At 33.8% G+C, this 25285-nt stretch carries 25 protein-coding genes and 1 pseudogene; 10 read left to right on the forward strand and 16 right to left on the reverse strand.

Annotated features, from left to right (window positions below; genetic code table 11):
- Positions 1-887 precede the first annotated feature (887 nt).
- The 3 genes from AC6CHR_RS00005 (at position 888) to AC6CHR_RS00015 (ending at position 4980) form a co-directional block, all read left to right on the forward strand.
- Positions 888-1823, forward strand: a complete 936-nt coding sequence (locus AC6CHR_RS00005; protein WP_498246395.1) for an NADP-dependent oxidoreductase — start codon at positions 888-890, stop codon at positions 1821-1823.
- A gap of 1244 nt (positions 1824-3067) precedes the next feature.
- Positions 3068-4204, forward strand: coding sequence for a YibE/F family protein (locus AC6CHR_RS00010; protein WP_498246396.1), 1137 nt, complete (start codon positions 3068-3070; stop codon positions 4202-4204).
- Positions 4204-4980, forward strand: coding sequence for a YibE/F family protein (locus tag AC6CHR_RS00015; protein ID WP_498246397.1), 777 nt, complete (start codon positions 4204-4206; stop codon positions 4978-4980). Before AC6CHR_RS00010 ends, AC6CHR_RS00015 begins: the two co-directional genes overlap by 1 nt.
- Positions 4981-5314: 334 nt before the next feature.
- Here AC6CHR_RS00015 and AC6CHR_RS00020 read toward each other — a convergent pair whose 3' ends face one another.
- Both AC6CHR_RS00020 and AC6CHR_RS00025 read right to left on the reverse strand, forming a co-directional pair.
- A complete protein-coding gene (locus tag AC6CHR_RS00020; RefSeq protein WP_498246398.1) occupies positions 5315-6367 on the reverse strand; it encodes a hypothetical protein in 1053 nt (350 codons plus the stop codon).
- A 990-nt stretch (positions 6368-7357) separates the two neighbouring features.
- Positions 7358-7831, reverse strand: a complete 474-nt coding sequence (locus AC6CHR_RS00025) for a hypothetical protein (protein WP_498246399.1) — start codon at positions 7829-7831, stop codon at positions 7358-7360.
- A 279-nt stretch (positions 7832-8110) separates the two neighbouring features.
- Here AC6CHR_RS00025 and AC6CHR_RS00030 point away from each other — a divergent pair, with 279 nt between their 5' ends.
- The gene (locus AC6CHR_RS00030) at positions 8111-8941 is read left to right on the forward strand and encodes a DUF2935 domain-containing protein (protein ID WP_498246400.1); all 831 of its coding nucleotides are present in this window, start codon (positions 8111-8113) and stop codon (positions 8939-8941) included.
- A 413-nt stretch (positions 8942-9354) separates the two neighbouring features.
- A complete protein-coding gene (locus AC6CHR_RS00035) occupies positions 9355-9549 on the forward strand; it encodes a hypothetical protein (protein WP_498246401.1) in 195 nt (64 codons plus the stop codon).
- 585 nt (positions 9550-10134) lie between these two features.
- Here AC6CHR_RS00035 and AC6CHR_RS00040 read toward each other — a convergent pair.
- The 4 genes from AC6CHR_RS00040 to AC6CHR_RS00055 all read right to left on the reverse strand — a co-directional run bounded on the left by AC6CHR_RS00040 (position 10135) and on the right by AC6CHR_RS00055 (position 15103).
- Positions 10135-10470, reverse strand: a complete 336-nt coding sequence (locus AC6CHR_RS00040) for an HAD-IA family hydrolase (RefSeq protein WP_498246402.1) — start codon at positions 10468-10470, stop codon at positions 10135-10137.
- Positions 10471-10674: 204 nt separating this feature from the next.
- Positions 10675-11490 (reverse strand): lipid II flippase Amj family protein, encoded by an 816-nt coding sequence (locus AC6CHR_RS00045; protein WP_498246403.1) that lies wholly within the window; start codon positions 11488-11490, stop codon positions 10675-10677.
- A 170-nt stretch (positions 11491-11660) separates the two neighbouring features.
- A complete protein-coding gene (locus tag AC6CHR_RS00050; RefSeq protein WP_498246404.1) occupies positions 11661-12170 on the reverse strand; it encodes a DinB family protein in 510 nt (169 codons plus the stop codon).
- A 434-nt stretch (positions 12171-12604) separates the two neighbouring features.
- The gene (locus tag AC6CHR_RS00055) at positions 12605-15103 is read right to left on the reverse strand and encodes a helicase-related protein (protein ID WP_498246405.1); all 2499 of its coding nucleotides are present in this window, start codon (positions 15101-15103) and stop codon (positions 12605-12607) included.
- Positions 15104-15541: 438 nt separating this feature from the next.
- Here AC6CHR_RS00055 and AC6CHR_RS00060 point away from each other — a divergent pair, with 438 nt between their 5' ends.
- The gene (locus tag AC6CHR_RS00060) at positions 15542-16048 is read left to right on the forward strand and encodes a DUF2243 domain-containing protein (RefSeq protein ID WP_498246406.1); all 507 of its coding nucleotides are present in this window, start codon (positions 15542-15544) and stop codon (positions 16046-16048) included.
- The gene (locus AC6CHR_RS00065) at positions 16038-16832 is read left to right on the forward strand and encodes a cytochrome c oxidase assembly protein (protein ID WP_498246407.1); all 795 of its coding nucleotides are present in this window, start codon (positions 16038-16040) and stop codon (positions 16830-16832) included. Before AC6CHR_RS00060 ends, AC6CHR_RS00065 begins: the two co-directional genes overlap by 11 nt.
- 78 nt (positions 16833-16910) lie before the next feature.
- Here the strand turns inward: AC6CHR_RS00065 and AC6CHR_RS00070 are convergent, their stop codons facing one another.
- The 5 genes from AC6CHR_RS00070 to AC6CHR_RS00090 all read right to left on the reverse strand — a co-directional run bounded on the left by AC6CHR_RS00070 (position 16911) and on the right by AC6CHR_RS00090 (position 20862).
- The gene (locus AC6CHR_RS00070; protein WP_498246408.1) at positions 16911-17231 is read right to left on the reverse strand and encodes a hypothetical protein; all 321 of its coding nucleotides are present in this window, start codon (positions 17229-17231) and stop codon (positions 16911-16913) included.
- 231 nt (positions 17232-17462) lie between these two features.
- On the reverse strand, positions 17463-18806 hold the full coding sequence (locus tag AC6CHR_RS00075) for an MATE family efflux transporter (protein WP_498246409.1): 1344 nt from the start codon (positions 18804-18806) through the stop codon (positions 17463-17465).
- A 198-nt stretch (positions 18807-19004) separates the two neighbouring features.
- Positions 19005-19154, reverse strand: coding sequence for a 50S ribosomal protein L33 (rpmG, locus tag AC6CHR_RS00080; protein WP_498246410.1), 150 nt, complete (start codon positions 19152-19154; stop codon positions 19005-19007).
- Between the two features lie 154 nt (positions 19155-19308).
- Positions 19309-19578 carry a 30S ribosomal protein S14 gene (gene rpsN, locus AC6CHR_RS00085; protein WP_498246411.1) on the reverse strand — a complete coding sequence of 90 codons (270 nt, stop codon included), beginning with the start codon at positions 19576-19578 and terminating at the stop codon, positions 19309-19311.
- An 84-nt stretch (positions 19579-19662) separates the two neighbouring features.
- On the reverse strand, positions 19663-20862 hold the full coding sequence (locus AC6CHR_RS00090) for a GTP-binding protein (protein WP_498246412.1): 1200 nt from the start codon (positions 20860-20862) through the stop codon (positions 19663-19665).
- A gap of 244 nt (positions 20863-21106) precedes the next feature.
- Here AC6CHR_RS00090 and AC6CHR_RS00095 point away from each other — a divergent pair.
- Positions 21107-21353: pseudogene (locus tag AC6CHR_RS00095) on the forward strand (hypothetical protein).
- 125 nt (positions 21354-21478) lie between these two features.
- Complete coding sequence (locus AC6CHR_RS00100) at positions 21479-21967, forward strand: CBO0543 family protein (protein ID WP_498246413.1); 489 nt, start codon at positions 21479-21481, stop codon at positions 21965-21967.
- Between the two features lie 14 nt (positions 21968-21981).
- On the opposite strand, the gene AC6CHR_RS00105 is transcribed toward AC6CHR_RS00100, so the two are convergent.
- Together AC6CHR_RS00105 and AC6CHR_RS00110 are read right to left on the reverse strand one after the other, a co-directional pair.
- Positions 21982-22524: a site-specific integrase gene (locus tag AC6CHR_RS00105; protein WP_498246839.1), complete on the reverse strand. Its 543-nt coding sequence runs from the start codon at positions 22522-22524 to the stop codon at positions 21982-21984.
- Between the two features lie 760 nt (positions 22525-23284).
- Positions 23285-23674 (reverse strand): YidH family protein, encoded by a 390-nt coding sequence (locus tag AC6CHR_RS00110; RefSeq protein ID WP_498246414.1) that lies wholly within the window; start codon positions 23672-23674, stop codon positions 23285-23287.
- A gap of 262 nt (positions 23675-23936) precedes the next feature.
- Here AC6CHR_RS00110 and AC6CHR_RS00115 point away from each other — a divergent pair, with 262 nt between their 5' ends.
- A complete protein-coding gene (locus AC6CHR_RS00115; protein WP_498246415.1) occupies positions 23937-24161 on the forward strand; it encodes a hypothetical protein in 225 nt (74 codons plus the stop codon).
- A gap of 141 nt (positions 24162-24302) precedes the next feature.
- On the opposite strand, the gene AC6CHR_RS00120 is transcribed toward AC6CHR_RS00115, so the two are convergent.
- The 3 genes from AC6CHR_RS00120 to AC6CHR_RS00130 all read right to left on the reverse strand — a co-directional run bounded on the left by AC6CHR_RS00120 (position 24303) and on the right by AC6CHR_RS00130 (position 25159).
- The gene (locus AC6CHR_RS00120) at positions 24303-24506 is read right to left on the reverse strand and encodes a hypothetical protein (protein WP_498246416.1); all 204 of its coding nucleotides are present in this window, start codon (positions 24504-24506) and stop codon (positions 24303-24305) included.
- Between the two features lie 54 nt (positions 24507-24560).
- Positions 24561-24872: a DUF3892 domain-containing protein gene (locus tag AC6CHR_RS00125; RefSeq protein ID WP_498246417.1), complete on the reverse strand. Its 312-nt coding sequence runs from the start codon at positions 24870-24872 to the stop codon at positions 24561-24563.
- Positions 24873-24937: 65 nt separating this feature from the next.
- A complete protein-coding gene (locus AC6CHR_RS00130) occupies positions 24938-25159 on the reverse strand; it encodes a YozQ family protein (protein WP_498246418.1) in 222 nt (73 codons plus the stop codon).
- Positions 25160-25285: the final 126 nt, after the last annotated feature.

Genomic DNA, 25285 nt, shown 5'->3' on the forward strand with positions numbered 1-25285 from the left:
TGCGCTTCTTTAGTGGTTGGTTAATGTGTACGCCCACCGTGGACTTTCACCACCTAGATAGTTGCCATGCCTGGCACACACGAAAAAAAGGATCTTTTAGATCCTTTTAAACATTAAAAACAAAACGTATTGGTTGGTATTTGTCTAATTAGTCCAATCGTTCTTATTCGTATTGTTTTAAATGAAAATAGCCACATTTAGCACAGCGAATAGAACCAGTTACGTAAATTCTTACGTACGGTTTTTCTTTTTCGCATTGAGGACAAAATTTTAAATTGGTTTGTACTGTTTTTTCAGTTGTTTCATACATACAAAGGCCACCTTTCCACATAAAAAATATTTTTAATTTTATGCTACATAAAATAAGAATATTATGTTTTCAAAGAAAATATGTACAAAAAATGACTAACCTAGGTACGAGGTAGTCAAAAGTAGGTAATGAAAAAGGATCTTTAATTCGGAGATTCTTTAGCTTTTTCTTTAATTAAGGGTGTTTTCGCAAGTTTGTTGTTTTCCATACAAAGTACTAATGTACACGTTTTAACTATATCTTCGTGCTCTTTTCGCTAAATTACTCTAATAACCCTCTGGAGATAGCTTCAATTTATATCATAGTAATCTAAAAGCAGATTTTTATTCGTACTAGAGCAACAAACTTTTAGACAAGAGCAGAGCCTTAATTAAAGACCATCGAGTGTTTGGTGCAAAAAGTGTTAACAATATTGCTCGGTAATGTATGTATTTTTTTTAACTACCTCATTATTAAAAGGATCATAATTGTACATAGTAATGAAAGATTCATAAAACCTATAAAGATGCCTTAATGACCATCCGTTTATTGCACTTGTAGTGTAATTTATTGTACAAAAAATAGAGGAGTGAATTAATTGAAAGCCATTGTTATTGAACAATATGGTGGAAAAGAACAACTAAAAGAAATGGAAATTCAAAAGCCTATTCCTGGAGTTAAACAAGTAATTGTAAAGCTATATGCTACCTCGATTAATCCTATCGATTGGAAACTTCGTGAAGGATATCTTAAAGAAATGATACCATTTGATTTCCCTATTATTTTAGGTTGGGATGCTGCAGGTGTAGTTGATGAAGTTGGTGAACATGTTAAAGACTTTAATGTTGGGGACAGGGTCTTTGCTCGTCCCGAAACAACAAACAGCGGAACGTATGCAGAATATACTACAGTTGATGCTCATTTGCTAGCCAAAATTCCAGAAAATATAAGCTTTGAAGAGGCAGCGTGTGTTCCACTTGCAGGTCTGACAGCTTGGCAATGTTTATTTGACTTTGGAAAAATTCAAAAAGGGGACAAAGTCCTCATTCATGCAGGGGCGGGAGGAGTTGGAACGTTTGCCGTCCAACTTGCTAAAGATGCAGGTGCCTATGTTGCAACTACAGCTGGAACCCATAATATAGAATTTTTAAAGTCGCTTGGAGCGGATGAAGTCATTGACTATAAAAAACAAGACTTTGAAAAAATTCTTAGAGACTTTGATTTTGTACTTGATTCACTAGGAGGAGAAAACCAAGAAAAAAGCTTTACTGTTTTAAAAGAAGGTGGTAAGTTAGCTTCTATTGTTTCTGAGCCCAATCAAGACAAAGCTTCACTGAAAAATATTAAATCTGGTAATGTTTGGCTCGTCCCAAATGGAAAACAGTTAGAAAAGATAGCTGTTCTTTTAGAACAAAACAAAATAAAAGTCATTGTTGGTAATAAATTCCCCTTATCCGAAGAAGGGATCAAGGAAGCCCATGCCCTAAGTGAAAGCCATCATGCTAAAGGAAAGATTGTAATTGAAATAAAGTAAAAATCCGAATTCAATTAAGATAATTTCTAAATATATATAAGTAATACTGGAAGCCTTTATCGTAAGGATTCAGGGGTTAATATGGAAAAAATGCCTTAGTGAGCGTGAAACCCCAATAATCTTCACTAGTTAAAACGGATAACTTTTCGGAAATTAATGTAAAGTTATCGTTTTTTCCTTTGAATCTTAGTTAACTAAAATTTATGTCTCTTCACCATTGAATTAAGAAATAATTAAATATTAGTTTATACGTATAATTATTGTTCCTATTTTTCTATTTGCGATATGGACATGTATATATCTTCAATTGGACTTTTTGAACAACAACTGTTTTCTCCCAATAGGATGCACCGATGAAATCTAGAATAACATCTACACCTTGTTTATTGTAGCTTTTAATACTTCTTCTTCAAATAATTGTTCATTATACTAAATACAGATACCTGCTCCCATCTGCCATTTCTCCAAATGAAAGATTATCTGGAACCTTCATTTGAATAAGCGGCATAACGTGTATTTGGCATATCCACTGCTGTTAACAAGACCATTACACACGGTCCTACTTCTATATTTTCCTAATGCTGCTTCCACAGCTACCACCTTCGCAGGACCCTTCAATGCCTAGTATAGGATTTGTCAAATAATCAGATTTTCCTCTCTTGCAACTATATCTGATTTATTTATCATTTTTGCTCCTCCGGGTTTTTTACTACGATTACTCTCATTTTTATATTCCTATAATTATTTGAATCTTTGTAAATTCCATCCTCGTTGTTTTTAGGGATTACTTGTTTGAATTTTTGGCACTAGAATCATCTTAATTTGGAAGGGCTGCTCGTCAAATGCTTTTATATCAAGTGGTGTAGTTAGAAAGTTACTTGCTTTTTTAACGAAAAATGTAAATAAGTTTATTAGTCTAGTTATGAAGTAAAAGGCAGAGGCTAATCAACTTATAACTTTTTTTTTCAAATTATGTAAGTAGTAGGCTCAAACTTAACCTCTAATCGTAACAAGAGACGAATGGGAGAGATTCTCTTGACGTTTTGAAAACATCCCTGTTATTCTATAAGTTCATTGTTAACTGGATAGTATCGTTAGGTAAGGTTTCTGTCTGGGGATAAGCTGCTGTCCAGAAAAATGCACTTTTTTCATAATAATTTATGAAAATTGAACATATTGGTCCATGAAACCAATATGTTCAATTTTATACACTAGATACCATCCCGATAGTTGGAGGGGTTTTTTTGAATTTTATAGTAAGCAAATTAAAAAAAACGAGTTACATACAAATGTTTTTGTACACCATAATAGCACTTTGCTTTGTCGCCTCTGTTTTTTTTGTTAATCACAATTATTCATTCTATGATCGTCCAATAGCGGAAGTAATCAAAACAAATCTGGAAGATACAACTGAAGTTATTGATATACATGATAATGAAGATCATCTATTTACTCAGCGTATAATAGCTGGAATAAAAAATGGAGAAGAAAAAGGACAACTTATCCATTTAACTAATGAGTATTCATCATCCGGAGCTTATGATCAAGAATACCATGTTGGGAATGAATTGTTTGTTTCAATTGATACAAACACAGAAGAAAATACAGTTTTAACTGGTACCATAAAAGACGTAAAACGTGATAAATTTGTTTTGATTATAGCATGGATTTTTATATTTACTTTACTTATCGTTGGAAAAAAGCAAGGACTGTTTTCTATTATAAGTTTGGCAGTCAATGGCGCTTTGATATCATATGCTTTAGATATTTATCTGAGTACATCAGGCATTAGTTTGTTATTGATATGCAGTATTAGTGTTATTTTATTTACTATTATATCTTTGTTACTCGTTAACGGTTTTAATGGAAAAACATATTCAGCTATTGTTGCGACCCTTCTAGGAACTTTTATTTCGCTGTTAATTACCTATCTTGTTATGTCGTTAACTTCCGAAAATGGTCTTCGATATGAAGAAATGCAATTTCTAACACGTCCTTATAAAATGGTATTTATGGCAGGGTTATTGATCGGATCTTTAGGTGCTGTAATGGATGTAGCAATTACAATGTCTTCTTCTATCTTTGAGTTGTATGAAAAGAATAACAACATACCAGTAAAAGGACTTAAAGCTTCAGGAATGGATATTGGAAAAGATATTATGGGAACCATGACAAATATTTTGTTTTTTGCCTATATAAGTGGTTCCATTCCAATGCTTATTTTGTATTTGAAGAATGATTCTCCATTGGGGTATACCCTTTCCATGAACCTTTCATTGGAATTAGCGCGAGCTCTAGCTGGTGGAATTGGAATCGTATTAACTATTCCTATCGGTCTATATACTTCTATTTTTTTCATTAATCGAAAGAGGGCGAGATAATGAATGTATTAGTGTGGCTAGCAACCATTTTATTTCTATTGATGATACTTATTGGTGGAAAAAAAGGAGCACGGTCTTTTATTGCTTTATTCTTAAATTTTAGTGTGCTCTTTCTTACCATACTTTTTATGACAGATCCAAATGTTAATCCAACTATCTTAACATTAATTGCATGTACAGTGATTAGTTGTATAACTCTATTTTATATTAATGAAGTGAACAGAAAAACAACAGCAGCATTCATTTCTACTATTATCACATTTGTTATTTTACTATTTTTTATTGTCATCGTGACAGAAAATTCTATGATTCAGGGATTTGGTGAAGAAGAAATAGAGGAAATTAGTATGTTTTCCCTTTATATTGGAGTAGATTTTGTTAAAATTGGGGCTTCCATGATTATTATGAGTACAATAGGTGCGATTACTGATGTTGCCATTTCCATTACATCTCCCATGCGCGAAATATTAAATCATAATCCATTAATTAGTAGGAAAGATTTATTCACATCTGGAATAAGTATTGGGAAGGATATCTTAGGAACAAATACGAATACGTTATTTTTCGCCTTCATTGGTGGCTATATGGGATTGCTTATATGGTTTAAAGATTTATCTTATTCTGTTGGAGAAATCGTAAATTCAAAAGTTTTTAGCGCTGAAATGATCACTTTACTTTGTGCCGGAATCGGTATAGCTCTGACTATTCCAATTACTTCCTGGATTGCTGCCTCTTTTTTAGTTAGAACAAAAAAAGTAACGAAGACATTTAAATAGTAGGTTTTATGACAGGAAAAGTCATAAAGTGATACTAAACTTTTGGCATCAATCCGAATCTACTCGGCATTAAAGGAAATTGGGCTTATCAGGTTCCGGAACAGTACCGATTCGCAACAACGCGACTAGTTTCCCGAAAGAACAGTTTATATCAAAACATTCGCTGCTTTTGCAGACTGTGTCAGTGAGACGTGAATTTGATTGAAATAATCTAATATGCATTTTTAGTTAACATAAAAATTTACTATCAGAAGTGAGAAAAATGAGCCAAACCCATCTGTATCAAGGGTTTGGCTCTTTTGAACTATGCCTTTCTTGTGGAACCCCGAATAAGTTAAAGTTTACCACAATGCTTGCATCGTCCCCGCCTTTTTAAATAATAGGCTAGAACTGCTATCCCTAAGGTTATTCCCCACGGCAACCAGAACAAAAATGGAACAAATTGCCCCCAATTTTCATAGGTAATTGAGCCATTAACCATCATCAATATGATTTGTGGACTGAGCTTTAGCCCCGTTATCGTGATAATAGCCGACATCAATACAGCCGGAACCATAACAAACCAAATTGGAATTTGTTTACCTGCTAGATAAAAACACCACCGTGGAAAAATCAATCCCCATCTTTTAATAAGTCCGAGAGTTAGAATTCCACCTCCAATACATAATCCTCCCAGTATGGCTTCTGCCAAAACATTGTCTTCATTCCCAACCATTGATGAGTCATTGGTCCCCAAAGGAATTCCTAACGCCCACGCCCATCGTATAATACCGTATGGCAATGCCATAATAACGGCTAAATAGGTAACCCATTTTCCCCACTTTGCTGTTGCTTTCGCTGATGATTCTTCTGTAGCGTTATTCCTGCCACAATGACCGCAAGCATTCTGTGACAGACGGGAATATGCTATTGCAGAACCGCCCCATATGAACCCACCAACTATACAAAAAACTTGATTAATAACTCTCCAATCCATCAGATCAAAGTAAAGCAAAAATAAATAAGCAAAGTTCTGCACAATCCGCGAATCTGGAACTATAAAGATAAGCGTCAGACTCATTATCCAAGCAAAGGAGAGAAATATGGCACGAGGAAAATGACTTCCCCATGTCATTATCATCGCTATAGCGACTACTGTACCTACCAATCCAGCTATGGCAATAACTGTTCCCCCGACTTCAACATCAAGATTTGTTAAAAATGATCCCATCATTTCTGCCCGTGAATCGTTTTCCCCAAAAGGAAATCCGTTTCCACCTAATAACCAGTACAGCCCGAGTAACCCGTATAGTAGGGACCATAAAGCAGCTGCATACCCAATCCAATACGGCCAACGCGACAACCAGGAAAATTGTGTTGAATTATTGATATTTATTTTCGGTTCCATTTCACCCTCCTTAAAGCATTTTATAAGAAAATTAAAATGTCATACCCCAAGATATAAGAACCCTTTGAATTAAAAAATTCACCTTCCAAAAAGGCTCTTACTAATTTTACCATTATTTTCTTCCCTAATTAACCTCATTACAAGAAAATCACTTTTTTCCTTGCTCCATAGTCTGGCTTTATAGTTGATCACAAGTTTAAAATTGATCTTCAACTCATCAGTTAACCTTTTACACTATATTGTCGGAGTTCTAGAAAGACCAATCTTTCCATCGTTTTAATAGATAACTAGAGCTCAAAAGACGTTTAACAAAAACATCACGGTTAGACATTAGAACTCAAAGTTTTTCATAAGATTCTAATGATGGTTGAACAAAAGCTAGTAACCGTTTTTACCATAATAGCGATAACAAGGGAATCCTTTTTATCGCTATTGATTGAATACTATCACAATTCTCTTTTCCATTTTCCAAATTGGGGATTTACTGTTACTACCTGAATGTTTTTTTATCTAACCATTTTGATAGATTAATCTAGTATTGGCCAGTGGTTCCATCCCAACTATGATTGTATCTATTATGTTTTAATGTTTGCAGTTTATTCATCCAATTTAATAGTCATACGAACCACTCTTCATTATTCAAATGTAAGAGTCTCTCCGACTACCATACTACGGAAATTAACAGCTAGTGCAACATATAACTGTTGATCGGTATCTACACCCATAACAAGATGTGAATCGAAAATTCTTTCTTTAGTTGATTTTGTTTGTCTTGCATTTTAAACTTCATATTAGGGGTTCCTCCCTAAGGTTTTGAGTTAGAGTGGTGTCTATACTCAATACCTGAAGGAGCTCTATTTTTTACAAAGTTGAGAAATAACAATATACAGGAATGCTATCCTGTCAGTAGAATCAGAAGAGCGTCCCCGCTTCTCTTTCACTATAGATAAAACAACCAGCGGTATTTAGTACTTTCGTCTACCATTTAACTTATTTCTCATTTGTGTCTTGATAAAAATATTTTTCATACATGACTTGAAATCCGTACATTAAAATTGATTTTACTAAAAATAATAATGCAAGCTGAAATTTAGTTAGTCTAACGAGAGACACATATCCAATTTTTTTGAACCAATTTAATGTAAAACACGTAAAAATGGAGTCAATCACAATATTAATTAACAAGTATAAACTAAATTTTCCATAGGTATATTTTAGGATCCAAAGAGAACCGACTAAGAAGGGCCCGAAAATTAATGGCATCTCACCTACTACATTTGGTTTTACAGGAAATAGAAACCACCACCATTTTTTCTTCTGGGCTAAATATCCTTCTGCCGTAACATATAAACACATGAATAATGCACTGGGAAGAAATCTTTTAAATGTTTTAGCATTTAATAGTGGAACAGATAGCCAAGGCAATAGAGTCATTATAATCATAAAGAGCTTTGTGTTCCTCATTTTACAAAACATCCTTTTCATTTTTCGTAATATATTTATCTTTCCAAGTTTCTAATATGTTATGTAGATTTTCATTAGTTCAATATCATCAAAAATTCATTTCTGTACCTCCTCCTTCATATATATAAATATTGGGGCAGTTTTCGAATCTCTGTTGCTTTTAAGGTATAAGAAAACAGCTTGGTAAATTTAACAAAGATCTAAAAGTAAGATATAGAATAACGTTTTACTTTTAAACAGTATGTAAAATAAGAGTCTAATTAATAGAGGTGGAGATATATGACAACCAATTTGATACCTATTTGGGATGAACATTTATTTTGGTTAGAGATTCTACAGGACCATGCTTATTTTGTGAGGGATCATCTTTCTGTGAGTGAGGTTGAATATGTAAATACTTCACAGCAGTATATTCATTTATTTGGTGAACTTATTTTCCAGTTAAACTCGATTCCAAAAACAATTCTATATACTGATGAAACAATGATTTACTTTGCTAAAAGAGCTTGGCCTGTGGCAAAAGGCTACTATGAATTTGAAGGGAAGCTACAATCACTTCGAATTGATAATAAAGTGAATTTAAATTTGTCTCCTACATATTTAAATGGAACACTGGCCGAGAATCAGGAGTACCTGCGGATTTTAACTTTCTTAGTCCAAGGGAAAAAACCTGTTCTTCTACCATTAGTTGACTTAATGGACTTATGGCTGGAGGACCAATTAGGACACGTACTTCTTTTTGAAGATTTACTTGACCCAATAGAATTGATGGCAACTAAACAAGCAGTGGGATATATAAGTAATTATCAAGCATTTATTATTCAAAATCGCCATTTGAAAGGTTATTTACGGTTTAAAGAACCTAATTTTGCTCGTCAGCAAGAATTTGCGAACGATGTAGGAAAAACGACGATTGAAATGAGCAGGTTTATTTATGGTATGGTTATTAAATATAAAGAAAAAACGATTCTAAATAAATCAACACTACGCTTCCTTGAACATCATTTTCCGGAAACATGTTATTTCATTAAAAAATTAAGTTTTTATGCTCCAGGATTACGTGAAGAAGCCAGTAAGTGTTCGCTGAAAAGACTATCCTATTCCAAATAATATAATGTTAAATCGTTCGTTTTAGATAGCGTACCTTTTTCTTGTGTTCCCATTTTAAAGCAAAATACTACTAAAATTTGCTGCTGTTTCACCTAATGCTCGGATAGCTGAAGAAACATGTAATTCCTACATGATAAGTATTGCTATTTAAATGCTCAACTTTCATTCCATAAGTCTTTGCAGGATAAGTCTCTCTAATCTAAACAACCATCTAATCTATTTTGACTTTTTTCAATATTAGTTTCCTTTTTATCATCCACAACTCCAACTCGTAAGCATTACTAAAATCACCAAGAAAGTAGTCGGAGTTACTATTCATTTAGTTACTAAATCATTTGTTCTTTTTTTAATGAGTATAACTAACCGTTTATAAGAAAAACTAAGATTCAAATAATATAAAGTAGGTAGATACTGTGTGGAATAACAAAAAGAATCGTATTTTGGAGATCGGGTTAATTGTCATAGTAGGGGCTATAGTATCTGTCGTAAATACCATATGGTTAAGATCATCACTTCTAACAGAGGTAGAAAGAATTGCAAAGGATAACGAGGTAAACATACTAAACAAACAAAACAAAGTAACTAATATAGCCACTAAACAGGGATAGTGCTAGTAAAAACTGAATATAAATATAACAGCAGCTGGAAAGATCATCTTCAATGAGATGACCTATAAGGCAAAACCCTATAGTTTAAATTCAGCTGCTGTAAATTCAAATTTTAAGTAAAAGCTATATGTTCAATTCCTAAAAGGAATAAGGTAGTGTTACTTTGACTGTGATAATATGGAATAAATCAAGAGGAGAGCACTCTACTCTACCAGGCTCTATTTATGCTCTCTTCGACTAAACAAGCACGACTAGTGGTATTTTCTTGTATAGAGCTGTAACCGGCTTATTTCGAGAACCCTTCAAGAAGTTACTAGATCATTTGATTCTTCGATATAACCCTTCAATTCTAATGAACTGGAACTGTAGCCTTACCAGAGAAATATGACAAACCTCTAAGTAATCTAGAACCATTTCGCGCCATTAAAGCCCCCGTTCGAAAGTGTATTTTTTCACAATATCGCAAGTTCTTTAAAAAGTAAAAGTTAATCAATTGTTTTATTAAAACGATCAAAATTCTTTATGATTTCATATAATTTATACATCGAATTAATTGAATAATCCGCATCATTAAAAACTGAACTATTATTTTCTTTTGTAAATAATATTGTATGCAATCCAACAGATTTTTGCAGGTATAATATCCTTTTCGTAATCATTCCCCACTATTAAGCATTCTTCAGGTGTTAATTTTAAGTTTTTGAGTATTTCAGTGAAAAATTCAAGGTTTGGTTTTGTAACCCCTAGTTCACCAGATGTAAAAGGGTGATAGAAATGTTTTCTTATATCAACCCGACTCAAAGCTTCTCCCATTAGTTCTGTGTTTGAATCGCCATCATTTGAAGCTACACAACAAATATAATCTGGGCATACCTTTTCTAATGCCTCTTTAATACCAGGATTGCTTCTACTTGTTCCCAATATGCCATAGACCTTTAAACTGGGGGAAATCCTACATAAGAGTGTCTCCCCAGTCACATATTATTGTGCTTTTATTTGCCGTGTCATTGCCTTCACCCTTTTTCTATCAAAATTAGATTGAAATTCCTGTTCCCTTTGTTCAATAAGAAAAACATTCCCTGATGAAGGAATAAAACCCGCTAACTGATTAAAAAATCAAAAAATCTAAACTATAAATTTAGTAAACCACGCTATATATTCGGCCCCTGGAATGAATAGTACTTGAGCTAATATCGTTCCTAGTAACCGAGAAGTAATCATCATAAGAGATATCGCTTTCAAATTATGGTAACTTCCCTTTTGATTTATTACGTCATCAGCAAGAATAGAAATTTTAGGGTCAATAAAGATTATAAGTAAAATAGTAGCAATTCCATTAATTAGACCCGAAGCCATAATAGCTGTTGAAGCCCTTTCGGGGGCTAGTAAAGCTGCATATAAAGCTGATAATACTCCAATTGTATAGATTGCCGTTATCACCATATTTATAATGAATAATCTTATAGGGAAATCTTTCATTCTAATACCCTTTAAGTAAGATAGCTTAGGTAAATGGATATGTTTTACAGTTCGTTTTATGTATTCCATTGTTAATCCCTTTTTTAACAATGAGGGAATAGAGCCTCTTTCTTCAGATAAATGAATAATCGCTCTTGAAAATATAGCAATAAAGGTAGGTAGTAAGAGAATTCCTAGTATTGTACCCAATGTAGATGATCCGATAATGACTCTATATTGGTTCTCCACAAACTCTAAAGTTTTTATTTTAGGGGCATTATCAATAAGACTCCCAGTAAAAGGTTGTTGCATCATATTTGCCAATCGTGAGAACATAACCATCAAATTAAATAATGATAAAGCTGAGGCTAACAATCTTACTCTTGCACCAGATAATCTGACGGCATATGCAAGTGTTTCAATAGAATGGATGATAAATATAAATATTGAAATAAGTATTAACTTTTCTGTAAATAGCTCCAAAACAAATTACCCACTTTAGTATTTTTATCCTTATATTACCACATATATCCTTATATATCCTTATATATCCTTATATCCATTAAGTAGTTGCACCTTTAGTCAAAAAACAAGGTGTTGTTAAAGAACTCCTACTTGATGCTGATTTAAAAGTCTTGAAAACTTGTAAGTTCTTAGAACACAAGTTTTCGTTCTAATTCGGACTTCTGACGCAAGTGATGACGGAAATGCATGTTTACCAGATCGTACCACTCCTTGGCATTAAGCCAGCCAAAGCCTTCATGTTTAACTTTGTAATTTGGATTAATCGCATCGACCTTAGATTCCCATTGTCTCGACCTCTCTATTACTTGATCAAGCCTACTGATAAGGTATTCTTTACTATCCGAATTGTTTGGTGTGGTATTTAGTTCGTCCGGTAACTTGATTTTAATTGGTGGAAATCCTCCAATTTTATATAAATGTTCACCAAACTCCGTTTTTCCAAGTGTTTGCTCTTTCTTTGTTGCCGCACAAGTTTCCACATTGTTAAGGTAATCATGAGCAACGAGGATCAAATGATCGTACATTTGACCAATAGACCAAACTCCTTCTGCAGATATATGTCTTAGTTGCTCCAATGAATAGTCTTGTAGATAGATTTTGTATGTTTCAATTACGTTAAAATGACTCAATTCAATCACTCCTTTATCCCTGTAATGCATATACCCGTTACTTTAATAAGAATGCATCCACAAATAAACTTAAATTGATACGATCATAATGAAGACAGCCTCTCCAAATACCTTATTTATAAATGTTTAGAACCCCATGCTTATCGTACAATCCTGCTTATTACTATAAGTACTTTATTTCAACCTCTTAATTATTAATATAATATTCCATAATTCCATAAAATATATTAAATTGACTCTCTATTTAGCTTATTAAATAACAAAAAATTAAATTTGCATTTTGGAATCTGGTCAATAGCGATTGCCTCTCCTCTATAAAAGATGTTAAATCCTTTGTAGTTTTGTTAAAAGGCACAAAAGACGAATCCCTATGCGAATTCGCCTTAATATTAACTTGATTTCAACTTTTGTACCTCTAAACCGAACTGCTTTATGTTATCGATCTAAAAACTCTTCTTCCTACCACGACGTTCTACATGGCATGCATCACACACTTGGAATTTAAACCTTGAGGGCAGAGATTTCCCACATGTTCGACAGGTTTTCTTGGCAATTTTCACTCCTGATTTTAAGTTTTCATGGATTGAGTCACTGATTTCATCACGAATTCTTTCCCAGTAATGGGCTTCAGTACGTTTTTCTAATTTGTACAAAAATAACAGGTGGAGACCAACGGATTTATACGATAATTCTAGTTCTTCAAGACTAGTTTCCTTTAGTTGAGGATCTGGTAATTCTTGACCTTCTACAACGGCTTCAAGCTTTTGTTTCCATTGTGCTCTCAATAAGGGCTCCTTTGTAGAAAAAGGGATATGTAAAAACCCGTATAAGTCAGCTAAAGAAAGTTTAGCCTCAATAATCGTGTCTTCAATCATTTCATATAACAATTTTTCTTCGGCTAGACCTGCCTTCTTCGTTCCTTCTGGGCTTTTAAATTGATCCCATAAGTAGAAAAATAAACCTAGCTTATGTGAGTATTTTTGGAATTTTTCAAGAACATTTGTTGTTGGGGCAATTGCAAATCCATGAATCGGAACATCTTCTTGATGCAAAAGGCGGTTCATCATTTTGACCTCACTTGTAAATGCAACTTTTCCACTTTCATATAGTCCCTTCCGACCAGCTCGGCCAGCAATCTGCTTTACTTCATGAGATTTTAACCATCTTCTTCTCGTTCCATCAAATTTATCATTTTCTAAAAAGACGATTCTCCTAATCGGTAAATTCAAACCCATGCCGATCGCGTCTGTTGAAACAATGATTGATGTTTCACCGTTTATAAATCTCTGCATTTGCTTTTTCCTTGTTTCTGGTGGCATACTGCCGTATATCATACTTACTTGTCTACCCTTATGTTGCAGCTCCGATGCCGTTTCTAAAACGCGTTTTCGAGAAAAGCAAACAAGAGCATCCCCTTTTCGTGTTTGATGTAAGCGAAATAAATTGGATTCAATTTCTAACGGGATGTCTCTTACATATTCATGCACAGCAACATCAGAGTCTCCTAATAACTGAAGGATCATTGATTGAGCATTGAAGCTACAAATAATATGGACCTCTTTTGCATTGGCTTTTGTTATAGCCTTATACCATGAAAAGCCACGGTCTTTATCTGCAATCATTTGAGCTTCATCAATTACGACAACATCATAAAAGTCTTTCTCGTGAAACATCTCAACCGTACAGGATATATGAGAAGCTTCATCATTCATTTTCTCTTCCTCTCCTGTCTTTAATGAGCAAGGGATACCTTCTTCATTTAATGTTTCATATATTTCAAGCGCTAATAACCGAAGGGGTGCTAAATAAATCCCACTTACTGCTTGCTTCATCCGTTTTATCGCTTGAAAGGTTTTACCTGTGTTGGTTTCACCGACGTGAAGAACATATTGAATATTACGACCTGCTGGTGGGTTGTATTCTCGCCCGAAAAGATCATTGATCATTCGTACTTCGGTTTCTTTTTGGCGTTTGATGGCCTCTTGGTCTTCAATTTCTATTCTTTCTCTTTCGGAAACGTCTTTATCGTATATTTCTTTGTGTGTTGCTAAATCAAAAGGAATATCGATAAGCTTAATGAGATCAAGGACATGCTCATGTAGCAAGTCTTCAAAGAATTCCAAGCTAAGATCAACAAATGGGTCAAAAGCTACTTCTTTTAAAAATGAGTTTGGCATTTTTTCCTGATACGTATTAAAGTAATCAGCTAATAAATCTTGGGACAGATGATCTTTTAGCCAAGTGGGGCCAAAGTCTAATAAGTAATTTGAAATGAGACCTTCATATTTCTCATTTAAATCATCTTCATAGTGACGTCTATTATACGATTGTTCTATTTCTTCTGATAAATAGACTGAAAACGTTGTATTTTTTGCTGAGAAGATCGTTCCTTTTTTCTCAATCTCAATAGCAAGATGACAGCCTATAAAATAACGGATATGAAGATATAGATCTTCATAATGCTTTCCGAGTAATTTTTCAATCTTATCCTCAACGGTGACAAATAACCTTTTTTCTGCCTCACGCTTCTGTTCAATTTTTAATTTGTTCATAAACGCTTCCCTTGCTTGCTTATACGTTTCTTGCCATTTTTTATTTTGGTTTGCAAAGGTACTGTCCAACCAATCAATTAAATCAAATGGTTCTACATTTCTCATTTCATTTCGGAACATTTGATTCATCAACTTTTTGTTTATTCCTTCCATGTCAAAACCATTCATCTGTAGATAAGTTATTTTTTCTGAATAAGATACTTGGCTAGCTGTGAAATTAAGCCAAGCATTCATCCAAATTTGTTCAAGATACTGAGCTCGCTCCCTTATGTACTGTTCGTAAGTGGGTTCGCTCTCTTTTATTTCCAAGTAATGATAAAGATCTTTATAAACCATTCCCTTGGACCGTTCAATAGCTTTTGGGTAGTAAGTTGTTATTAATTCGTTCATGATAAAACTCCTTTACCATGTATGTAAGATAAGTAGAAAAATTCCATTTTTTTATTTAGTTTCCTTTGTTTTCGCATATTCATGTATAGAATTTTCAAGATATATTTTATTTTTAGAAAAAACTCTACATGTGAAATGTACTGACTACACACATTGTAACATTTTATAAATGGTTTTCATGAAAAAAACAATACAAAAAAGTGCATGTCTTATCATAGTTGGTAAGGTCTATTTGTTGAAACAAGGGTATGAACGAATAAATATTGTAAGAAAGGTGTGAACTTTGCTGAATGATCGAAAAGTCGAACAACTTGAGGTGAAATGGCCTCTTTTCTTCGATAAGTCTTAGTATTATCAAGGTACCAATCTGTTTGTTGTATTGTTTTCTGGGTAAACTGAGATAAAGATTATCATGAGAGTTAGTAAAGGAGGATTCAGGTGGCTACAGAAAATAGTTATTCTAGTAAAAGGAATGCACTTCCTAATCAGTCAAAAAATATATGGTCCGGTGTATTATTTGGAATTAGTTTAATTGCTTTTATTGATGAAACCATTTTTCACCAAATTCTCCATTGGCATCATTTTTACGATAAATTGACAACTGCAATTGGACTTGTTTCTGATGGTGTGTTTCATGCCTTTAGCTGGTTTGCAACGGTTGCTTCCTTGTTTATGGTTGCGGATTTACGGAGGAGGAACGGATTTTCACTCATGAAGTGGCTTGGGGGTGTGTTGTTTGGGGGCGGAGCTTTTCAGTTATATGATGGATTAATTCAACATAAGCTGATGAGGATTCACCAGATTCGCTATCAGGTTGTTATTTTTCCCTATGATTTAGTATGGAACTCTCTTGCTGCAGTGATGCTGATTATTGGTGTTATCATCATTGTTCGAACTCGTTCTACACCAAAACCAGTCGAAGGAGCAACTTCTAATGAACCATGACCATATCCAAAACGAGACCAACCTTCTACAATCATTTCCTTTAATTCTTCTGTTTGTGTTAGCAATAATCGTTTATTTTCATGCAGTTTCTAAAACAAACCGAAGATACAAGCAATGGCCGTTTATCCGAATAATATTTTGGGTCTTAGGTGTGTTATGTATAGCAGGGACTGTGGTTGGACCGTTAGCGAGCCGTGCTCATGTCGATTTTGTCGTACATATGGTCAACCATTTACTCCTTGGTATGCTTGCCCCTCTTCTATTGGTGCTCGCAGCACCAATGACATTATTGTTAAGAATCACAAAAGTGAAAATAGCACGGAGGATCATGCGTATTATGAAAAGTAAACCGATTCGCTTCTTTACAAATCCACTATTAGCCGCTATTCTCAATATCGGTGGGTTATGGCTTCTCTATACAACTAATTTATTCTCAGAAATGCATCAGAATACAATGCTCTATTTACTAGTACATCTTCATGTTTTTTTAGCAGGTTATCTGTTTACATTATCGATGATTTCGGTTGATCCAAATCCGCATCAAACTAGTTTTAACTATCGTGCGCTTGTTTTAGTCTGTTATTTAGCTGGACATGGCGTTTTATCGAAATATATTTATGCACTCCCTCCTAAAGGGATTCCTCTTGAACAAGCAGAGTTCGGTGGAATGCTCATGTATTATGGAGGAGATGCGATTGATATTGTCCTGATCTTTATCTTTTGCCTTCAGTGGTATAGAGCTACTCGGCCAAGGAGAAGGGAGTTTGTCCTCTCCTCTTGCTAAGGCAAATACTATTCATTGCTTTAAGAAGGCATAGATTAAATTCAAGCCTCTTAGTGCACGTTTGTTGAACGTTTATTTTTACATATTTCTTAACTCTTCATTTGAGAAAGCACACCACCCGTGTGCTTCAAGTTTCTCTATATATGTTTTTATACTAATTTCCTCAAGGTCCAACACAAGAGGTAGAAGAGAAACATAGCATTCATTTGATGCATAATTAATCGTGACTTTTACAACTTCATATCCATTATGAAATCCTGGATGGAATCCTGGATCATCTATGATGTCGCCTTTAACAGGTCGAATAGTAGATTCAATAGTTTTCATCATTGATTTGTGTATATTCATCTCTTTTTGTTCTTTTATAGATGAGATAAAAATCATTAAATTTATTTTCATTGTCGTCTCCTTCTTTCTATTAAATTAATATTTCTCATTTCTATTTTTGGGGTATATTACAGCTAACCCACACCAGATAGTTAAATACATTTTTCCACCATCAATCAAGCTCCTCATTTTAACTTATTATTACAATTTTTATCTATCTGGAAATGAAGGTTGAAATAGAATGTAATGAGACAAAACCTAAGAATCAGTCCTCTCAATCTTACATAGAGGAAATATATAGAGTCAACTTAATGTTAACCTGTTTAATGTCGGTACGTATAACCACAAGAAAAGCGAACGGCCAAGACTAAATAAAATAAATGCTAGCCAGACACCATGATTGTCAAGGTATGGTAAAGCTAGATAAATAGTTAAACTAAACAAAATAAGGGCGAAAAAAATCGCATCCCGAATAAACCTTGCTCTCGTTGCTCCTGAAAAGATGCCTTCTAATTGTAAACCCCAAAAGCCTACAAGCGGGAACACAATCATCCATCCTAAGTATGTTAATGATGTCTCTCTGACCTCGATGCTCGTTGTGAAAAATGATACTAGTTCTTTGCCAAATAACGTGATCGATATTGATAAGCCAATTGCCGTGATCAGTCCCCACTGTGCTGATAATGAATGGACACGTTTATAGAGTGCAGGTTCTCTGCTACCAATCGCTTTGCCAATAAGAATACTTGAAGCGTTTGAAAAGCCACCTAGTAAATAAGCCATCATATAATGAATTTGTAGTAAGATCGCATTCGCTGCTAAAATGATATCACCCAAACTTGCTCCTTTTGCTGTAAAAATAGTCGTCATCGTAAGTAAGCAAATTGTTCGTAAAAACAAATCACGATTGACGATTAACATACTCAAAAGTGGGGCAGGTTCAACTAATTTCTTTATGTTTATCTTATATCCGCGTGATTTCATTGTTCGGAAAATTATTAATAGTCCAAACATGACTGCGCTAACTTCCGATATCAAGGTGGCATAGGCAACCCCTGCAACACCAAATCCCAACCAAATAACAAAGGTTATATCTAGGATAATATTTAAACCATTCATTATAACTTGGATGGCCAATGACAGCCTAACCTTACCTATTCCAATAAGCCAACCAATCATCACATAGTTTAATAATGTAAATGGTGCACCCCAGATTCGTATCGAGAAATAGGTTGAAGCTAAACTACCTATTTCTTTTCCAACACCAATGAAATATAGGGCTACTTGCAAAATGGGGTATTGGAAGATGATAAAGATCGCTCCAAATATGAGTGCAAGTCCCATAGGTCGTAAAAAAGATAGAAATGTTTCTAACTCATTGTTTGCTCCTTGTGCTTGTGATGTGAATCCGGTCGTACTGACTCGAAGAAAGCCGAGCAACCAATACATCGTATTGAAAATCAAGGTACCGATTGCTACGGCACCAATATGAATCGGATCTGACATCCTTCCAACAACAGCGGTATCGACAGCACCTAATAATGGGGTTGATAGTCCTGATATGATTAATGGAACAGCTAGTGTCAAATACTGACGATGACTTAAGGCAGTATGACTTTTTCTCTCTATATATGATTCACCCTGCATTCTTTTCTCCTTACTCCTTATTAGACTAATTGTGAGGTAAGCTATGTGAAATATAATCTGTAATCCGAAGACAGTTATATAAACTATTTAAGAATTAACGTAACTAATTAATTGCTTTGAATACTCATGTCGTTGTTTATTTTAGAGCTGACTTGAATAAAATCATTTCATCATACTTAGAATTCCACTATTGTCGAACTATTTTGTTTCTCTATGTATGGTATATCGTTTGAGTCTAGGTGAATATTTCTTTAATTCTAAACGATCAGGTTGATTTCGCTTGTTCTTCGTGGTTATATAATTACGGTCCCCTGTTTCTGTACATTGTAGCGTGATATTTACGCGCATCTTTCGTGTTCCTCCTTATTTAAATCGTAACTGTTTCGTTTTGAATGATATAATATCATATATTGGATGTCAATACATTTATGTTTCCTTTTCAATACAGGACAGATAACCTGGTATGATAGTCTCTTTAACATCAAATTTGGACAATCCCTTTTTACCAACTAGCTTTTTTCACACCAGGTAAATGGCCCTTATAAGCTAATTCTCTAAAAGCTATTCTCGACATTTTGAAATTTCTCAAATAACCCCTTGGTCTTCCTGTTACTTCACAGCGATTATGTAATCGTGTCGGTGAAGAATCTCTTGGAAGTTTTCTCAGCGCTTCATAATTTCCTTTCTCTTTAAGTTCGTTTCTTAAAACGGCATATTTACCAACTAATGCTTGTCTCTTATTCTGTTTTGCTACTTTTGACTTTTTTGCCAAATCAATCCCTCCTTAAATGTACGTGCAAGCTTAAAAGACGATCATCCAACGTTCGACATTACTTAAGATTCTACGCCTTATCTTTTATGCTTCTTCTAATACCCAATCAAATGGGTCAGGTAAAGCTGACCAATCTTGATTCATTTCTTTATTAGTTAGTAAGCATTTATCTAACGCTTCTCTAATTTCCTGAACAGGTAGATCAATACCGATAAAAACTATTTTTGAATGACGATCACCAAACTCAGAGTCCCAGTCTTCTAAAAGTTGTGGGTTTTCTTTAATTGTTTGTTCTTTTTCAAATTTAGGTAAAGAAGCAACCCAATATGCTATAGGTTCAATTGAAACAGAAGGACCCGCTTGTGACATGATAAGTGTTAGTTCATTTCGGGTTGCACACCAGGCAATCCCTTTTGCTCTTACTATATTATCAGGCATAGAATGAACCCAATTCGTAAAGCGTTCGGTATGAAAAGGATAACGTCTATAGTAAACGAATGATGATATACCGTACTCTTCTGTTTCAGGAATATGCTCATGATGACTTACACTCAATTCCTTTAACCACCCTGCAGATGCGCTTGCGTCTTCAAAGTTAAAAAGACGGGTATTTAAGATTTCATTAGGGTTTATTCGTCCAAAGCTTGTGCGCATAATTTTTGCATGTGGCTGAAGTGCTTTAATGACAGTTTCTAATTTCAGTAACTCATCTTCTGAAACAAGATCACATTTATTTAAAAGAAGTATGTCACAAAATTCAATTTGATCAATTAAAAGATCTGCAATTTCCCTACTATCTGCTTCTGAAACGGCTTCTTTCCGCTCCAGTAAACTGTCACCTGATTGAAAGTCCTTCCAAAAGCGATTTGCATCAACAACTGTTACCATCGTATCGAGCCTGCAAAATTTCGTTAAATCGATACCTAGCTCTTCATCAATATAAGAGAATGTTTGAGCAACGGGGATAGGCTCACTTATTCCAGTTGACTCAATCACGATATAATCAATATTCCCTGCCTTCGCCAGCTTTTCAACCTCAATTAATAAATCTTCTCTAAGTGTGCAGCATATACACCCATTTGACAGCTCAACTAATTTTTCTTCCGTTCGTGATAATTCGCCCCCTTGTTTGACAAGCTCTGCATCAATATTTACTTCACTCATGTCATTAACAATAACAGCAACCTTTAGCCCTTGGCGATTTTGTAAAATATAGTTTAGCAATGTCGTTTTTCCGGCACCAAGATAACCACTCAATACTGTTACTGGAATTTGCTTATTCATTAAAACTCCTCACTTTCTTTTTATGTATCGATTTTGGCAAATGACGTATCCTGTATTTGTACTTTTGTTCACAGTTTATAAATGGTGTAATTAAAACGTAATGATTACGATTTATATTTTAAATTAAAACATAATCAAATTTAAAATGCAAAGTATTTTTAAAAAATCAATTAATACGATTTTTACCAATCTTGCAGTTTTCTTTCTATATTTGATCATAATAAGATAAAAAGGTGTTGAAAAAATGGATTTTGCAACAATACATACAAATTTTTGGGATGCTGTTATTCAGTACCAATCATCATGATTCTAACTCAACTTATATAGGTAAAAAGTTTGTCCCAACGATTGTTCTTATAATAGGTTTAAGTATCTCTGTTTTTATAAGTCATCGTTACAGTATTATCACTGGTCTATTTATGGGGTGGTTTTATAAATATGCTGCGATTGGGTCTTATGCGTCACTAAAAACAACGATCATTTCATTTTGAAATGTAATTGATGATCATTGTTGGAATGACTTTTGACATGACTGTAAAGAAGTTTATTTGTGTATAATTCCGTACAAAATTGCCATATTAATAAGGGTATATTTCATAGAAATGGAGGTGGTTTCATGAGAAATAAGTTTGAAAAGAATACTTTGTGGTTTTTACTAATTTTTGGTTGCATTTCTTTTCTAAATTTGGTTAGGAAACCACCTACTAAGGATTGGGTAATCATCTTTCTTTTTAAAGGATACCTTGCATCTATTTTTGATAAATTAGTGGTTCGTAAAGGCTATATTAAATATCCAGTTAAACTGGTTAAATCCTTTGATATTAGCTTTATTTTTGATTATCTACTTTATCCAGTCGCATGTGTTTACTATAATCAAGTCACAAGAAAATCTAACTTCTTTGGCATCGTATCGAAAGTCTTTTATTTTAGTATACCTATGGCTATTATGGAACACTTCTTTGAAAAAAAGACAAGTTTAATTACCTTCAAAAAGGGTTGGAATTCATTTATTAGTTTTTTATTACTGACTATTACCTTTTATACCTCACGAGCTTTCATCGCTATTATAAGAAAAGCAAACAATACTCCAGTTCCAGAAAATTAATTATCCAGAATGAATTACAAGCTAAAATGTTCCAAACTTTTATCAACAATGTCTTGGTTTATACCTATATATCGAAGAGTAATGTCAGGTGCTGAATGGTTGAAGATATCTTGTAGTAATGCCACGTTCTTATTAAGGGTGTAATGCCAGTAACCAAACGTCTTCCTCATACTATGTGTTGCGAAATCACTAATCCCGACATTGATTGCTGCTGCATTCAATATCTTATATGCCTGCACCCTTTTTATTGGTAAATCAGTCTTGTTTGAAGGAAACAAATAATCATCATCACTTTTTTCTTTTGTATAATCAACAATCGTTTTTCTCAAATCTACGTTAAGCATAAACCTTTTCGTTTTTCTTGTTTTTGTTTCTACTAGTTTTATATGTGTTTTCTCTCTAACATCTTGAACTTTGAGTGGTAATAAGTCACTAATTCTTAATCCTGTATTTATGCCCATTACAAACAGTATGTAATTTCTAGTAGATGTTTTTTTCAACTCTTCCTTCATTGCTTCTATTAAGTACTTATCCCGAATAGGTTGCACCGTCTGCATTCCTTTACTAATGATCGCGTGGTAGTCAGATCGAATCCTCTCTATCCTTTTGGGATCTCGTATCTTTGATTTGTTTAACTCGATTATTTTTCGATTTAATTCGTATTCACCGTATTTCTCTAACAGATAAATAAATTCCCCATCGGTTAGAAAAACATGTTCTGCATATGCTTTTTTTTCCATACCTGTTCTCCTTTTTGGAAGAATGTCATATAAAACTTTGAAAATGGTATCATTCAGTCAAAACTGAGAAATACTCTCAGACGAAATGAAAATGTGTTTACGACTAATCCTCTTACTAACTCTCTTAAAAACGCATTCTCAGCAACTATACTAGTCTCAATCGACTTTATAAATAAAAGTGATTGAGTAGATATGAATAGACCTTATTAACAAATATTACATGAACGGATGTAATCATTATGTATCATACCATTATTTTAAAGAAGCGTACATGCCCCTTAAAACAGTGGTACATCAAGTTTTCATTAGTTTTCATAATGAAACAAAATATCTATTATGTTTCATTGAAAATTATTGAAATAAAAAACAATTAAAATGAGTTAGTTGCTTCGTTTAAAAGTGGATTTAGTAAAACTCTATTTCTATACAAATTTGCCCCTATATAAGTTCCTTCTCGTTTTTGTTTCGAATACTGTTTTTCCTGTCATAGATGATGGACAAATATGAGATACTATTAGAAAAGCCACCAATCATTTAAATGATAAGTATTTCTGAAATATTTTGATTATTACTCTCTTTATACTATTAAAAAATATATCGCAAATATAATCGATATCATGACCACAAAAATTGCTAGTGAAACAACAGTAAACTTTGGTGTTCGAAATGTCTGATTATTAATCGATTTCGTTTTTTTCAAATAGGCAACAGTTGCCATGATGATTGTGATAATCCCCATTCCTACGGAGGATAGGCCAATTATATTTGCTAAGTAATCTCCAATTGGTGAAAGACTAGCTTTCATTGTAAAATGCAAGTTTGTTACAAGGAAGCCTACTCCGATAATTGCGATCGCTGTACGTATCCAAGCTAAGAAAGTTCGTTCACTTGCTAGATGCTGTTGAATATACTTAGAATCAACAGTGGATTCTATGCTTTCTTCTGGATTATCTTTTTCATCATTCATCTCAGTTATCACTCACTTTTGTTAAAATTGATCAATTTATAAATAGATTCATTCAATAATAGTTGAATTATATAAACAATATTCCCGAAACAGCAATACTAATAACCTAAAAAACATTTTTATAAATGACTGTTTCTAATACTCACAAGCTTTTAGGGAAGAGCATCCTATAAATAGTTCGATAAATAATGTTTAATATTCCCTTACCTGTCAGGTCATACTAAAGGAATAAACGACAAGACATTAGTAAAAGGGTGATTATATGAGAAATTACAGATATTTAATTAGTGATAATTTCCAAGCGGAAACCATTGCAAAGGATTTACAGATCCAGTTAGATGTGAATCGGTTTGATGATGTGATTATCAGAGCTGTTAACACACGAAATGAGGTAATAGTTCAAGTTCCTGTTGCAAGTAGTTATACATTAGAAGAAACAATGGATAGTTTTATGGAGAATTATAAAACCGGTGTAATATTGGAATAATTGATGTTAGCGAACCAAGGGAAAAAACTCCTCTTTTAAAAGATAGAGGAGTTTTTTAGTGTCATCCATTCTAATTATTCTCATATTTGCTTTTTGGTCTTACCTAAGTTGTCTTATCTTCATTCTAAATGAACTGTACGATTATTCTTTTTTAGAAATATTATGATCAGGAGATGTTTGATTACCTGTTGTTGCTTCATAGCCCACATTATATGTTGGCTGCTTCGATCTCTTTAAGGCTTCTGGCATCTTATATTGGTCTAAGTCATTTTGGAATTGTTTAGAATTTGATTTACCTTTCATATTGTTCCCTGCTTTCTCTTCAATGTAAACAGCTTTATGCATAGGTCAGAAGATTTTAAATCAAACCTAACAACCAGCATAATTGGGTTCTCTTATTTAAAATTCAGGCAGTGAATCTAAATTATTTTCAGTGATTCCATCGGGTTCACTACGTAAAATGTCGCGGCCATATTTGTGGAACACATCGACGTGTGCTAAATGACCATTTTTTGCTTCGGATAGAGCTTCTAGATAATCTAATTGTCGGCCTGACTGTGTTTGAAAGGCAATCAAATCACCTTCGTCGTTCTTACGTACAGCTACAATTTTATCTTGATTTGTTTCATTGTTCGTGCCTTGTTGTTCTAAGTCGTCAGTTTGATCTGTTTTATTTTTGTATTGATCATAGGTTTGCTGAAAACGATCCATTCTTCTTCCTCACCTCGTTTATTCTTCTAAATGAACTTAAACTCCATCACTACAGCTACTGATCATTAGTGAGATTCCTCTTCTAAACCTTCTCTTTTTCCCTTGATATCTTTACCATCTACATCATCTATTACTTGCTTTAGTTCACCTTCCATGTACACATCTGATACCTGTTCATGCGAAGTAGCTAGTCCAGATGATAATGTATCTTGACAATTATAATCTTTAACCTCATACGTTCTTCCAGCTAGATCTAAGGATTCTTTATTGGATCTATTGTTCGTCATTTGTATCCCTCCGTTTTAACCTATGTTTAGATTCTCCATTATTTTGGCTCCATTATAATATTTTATGTAAGGACACTTTTGGTGATAGTTAAGTGCATTTTTAGAAAGGAAACGAACATCTTAAAA

The sequence above is a fragment of the Metabacillus sp. GQ13 genome (assembly GCF_059758525.1).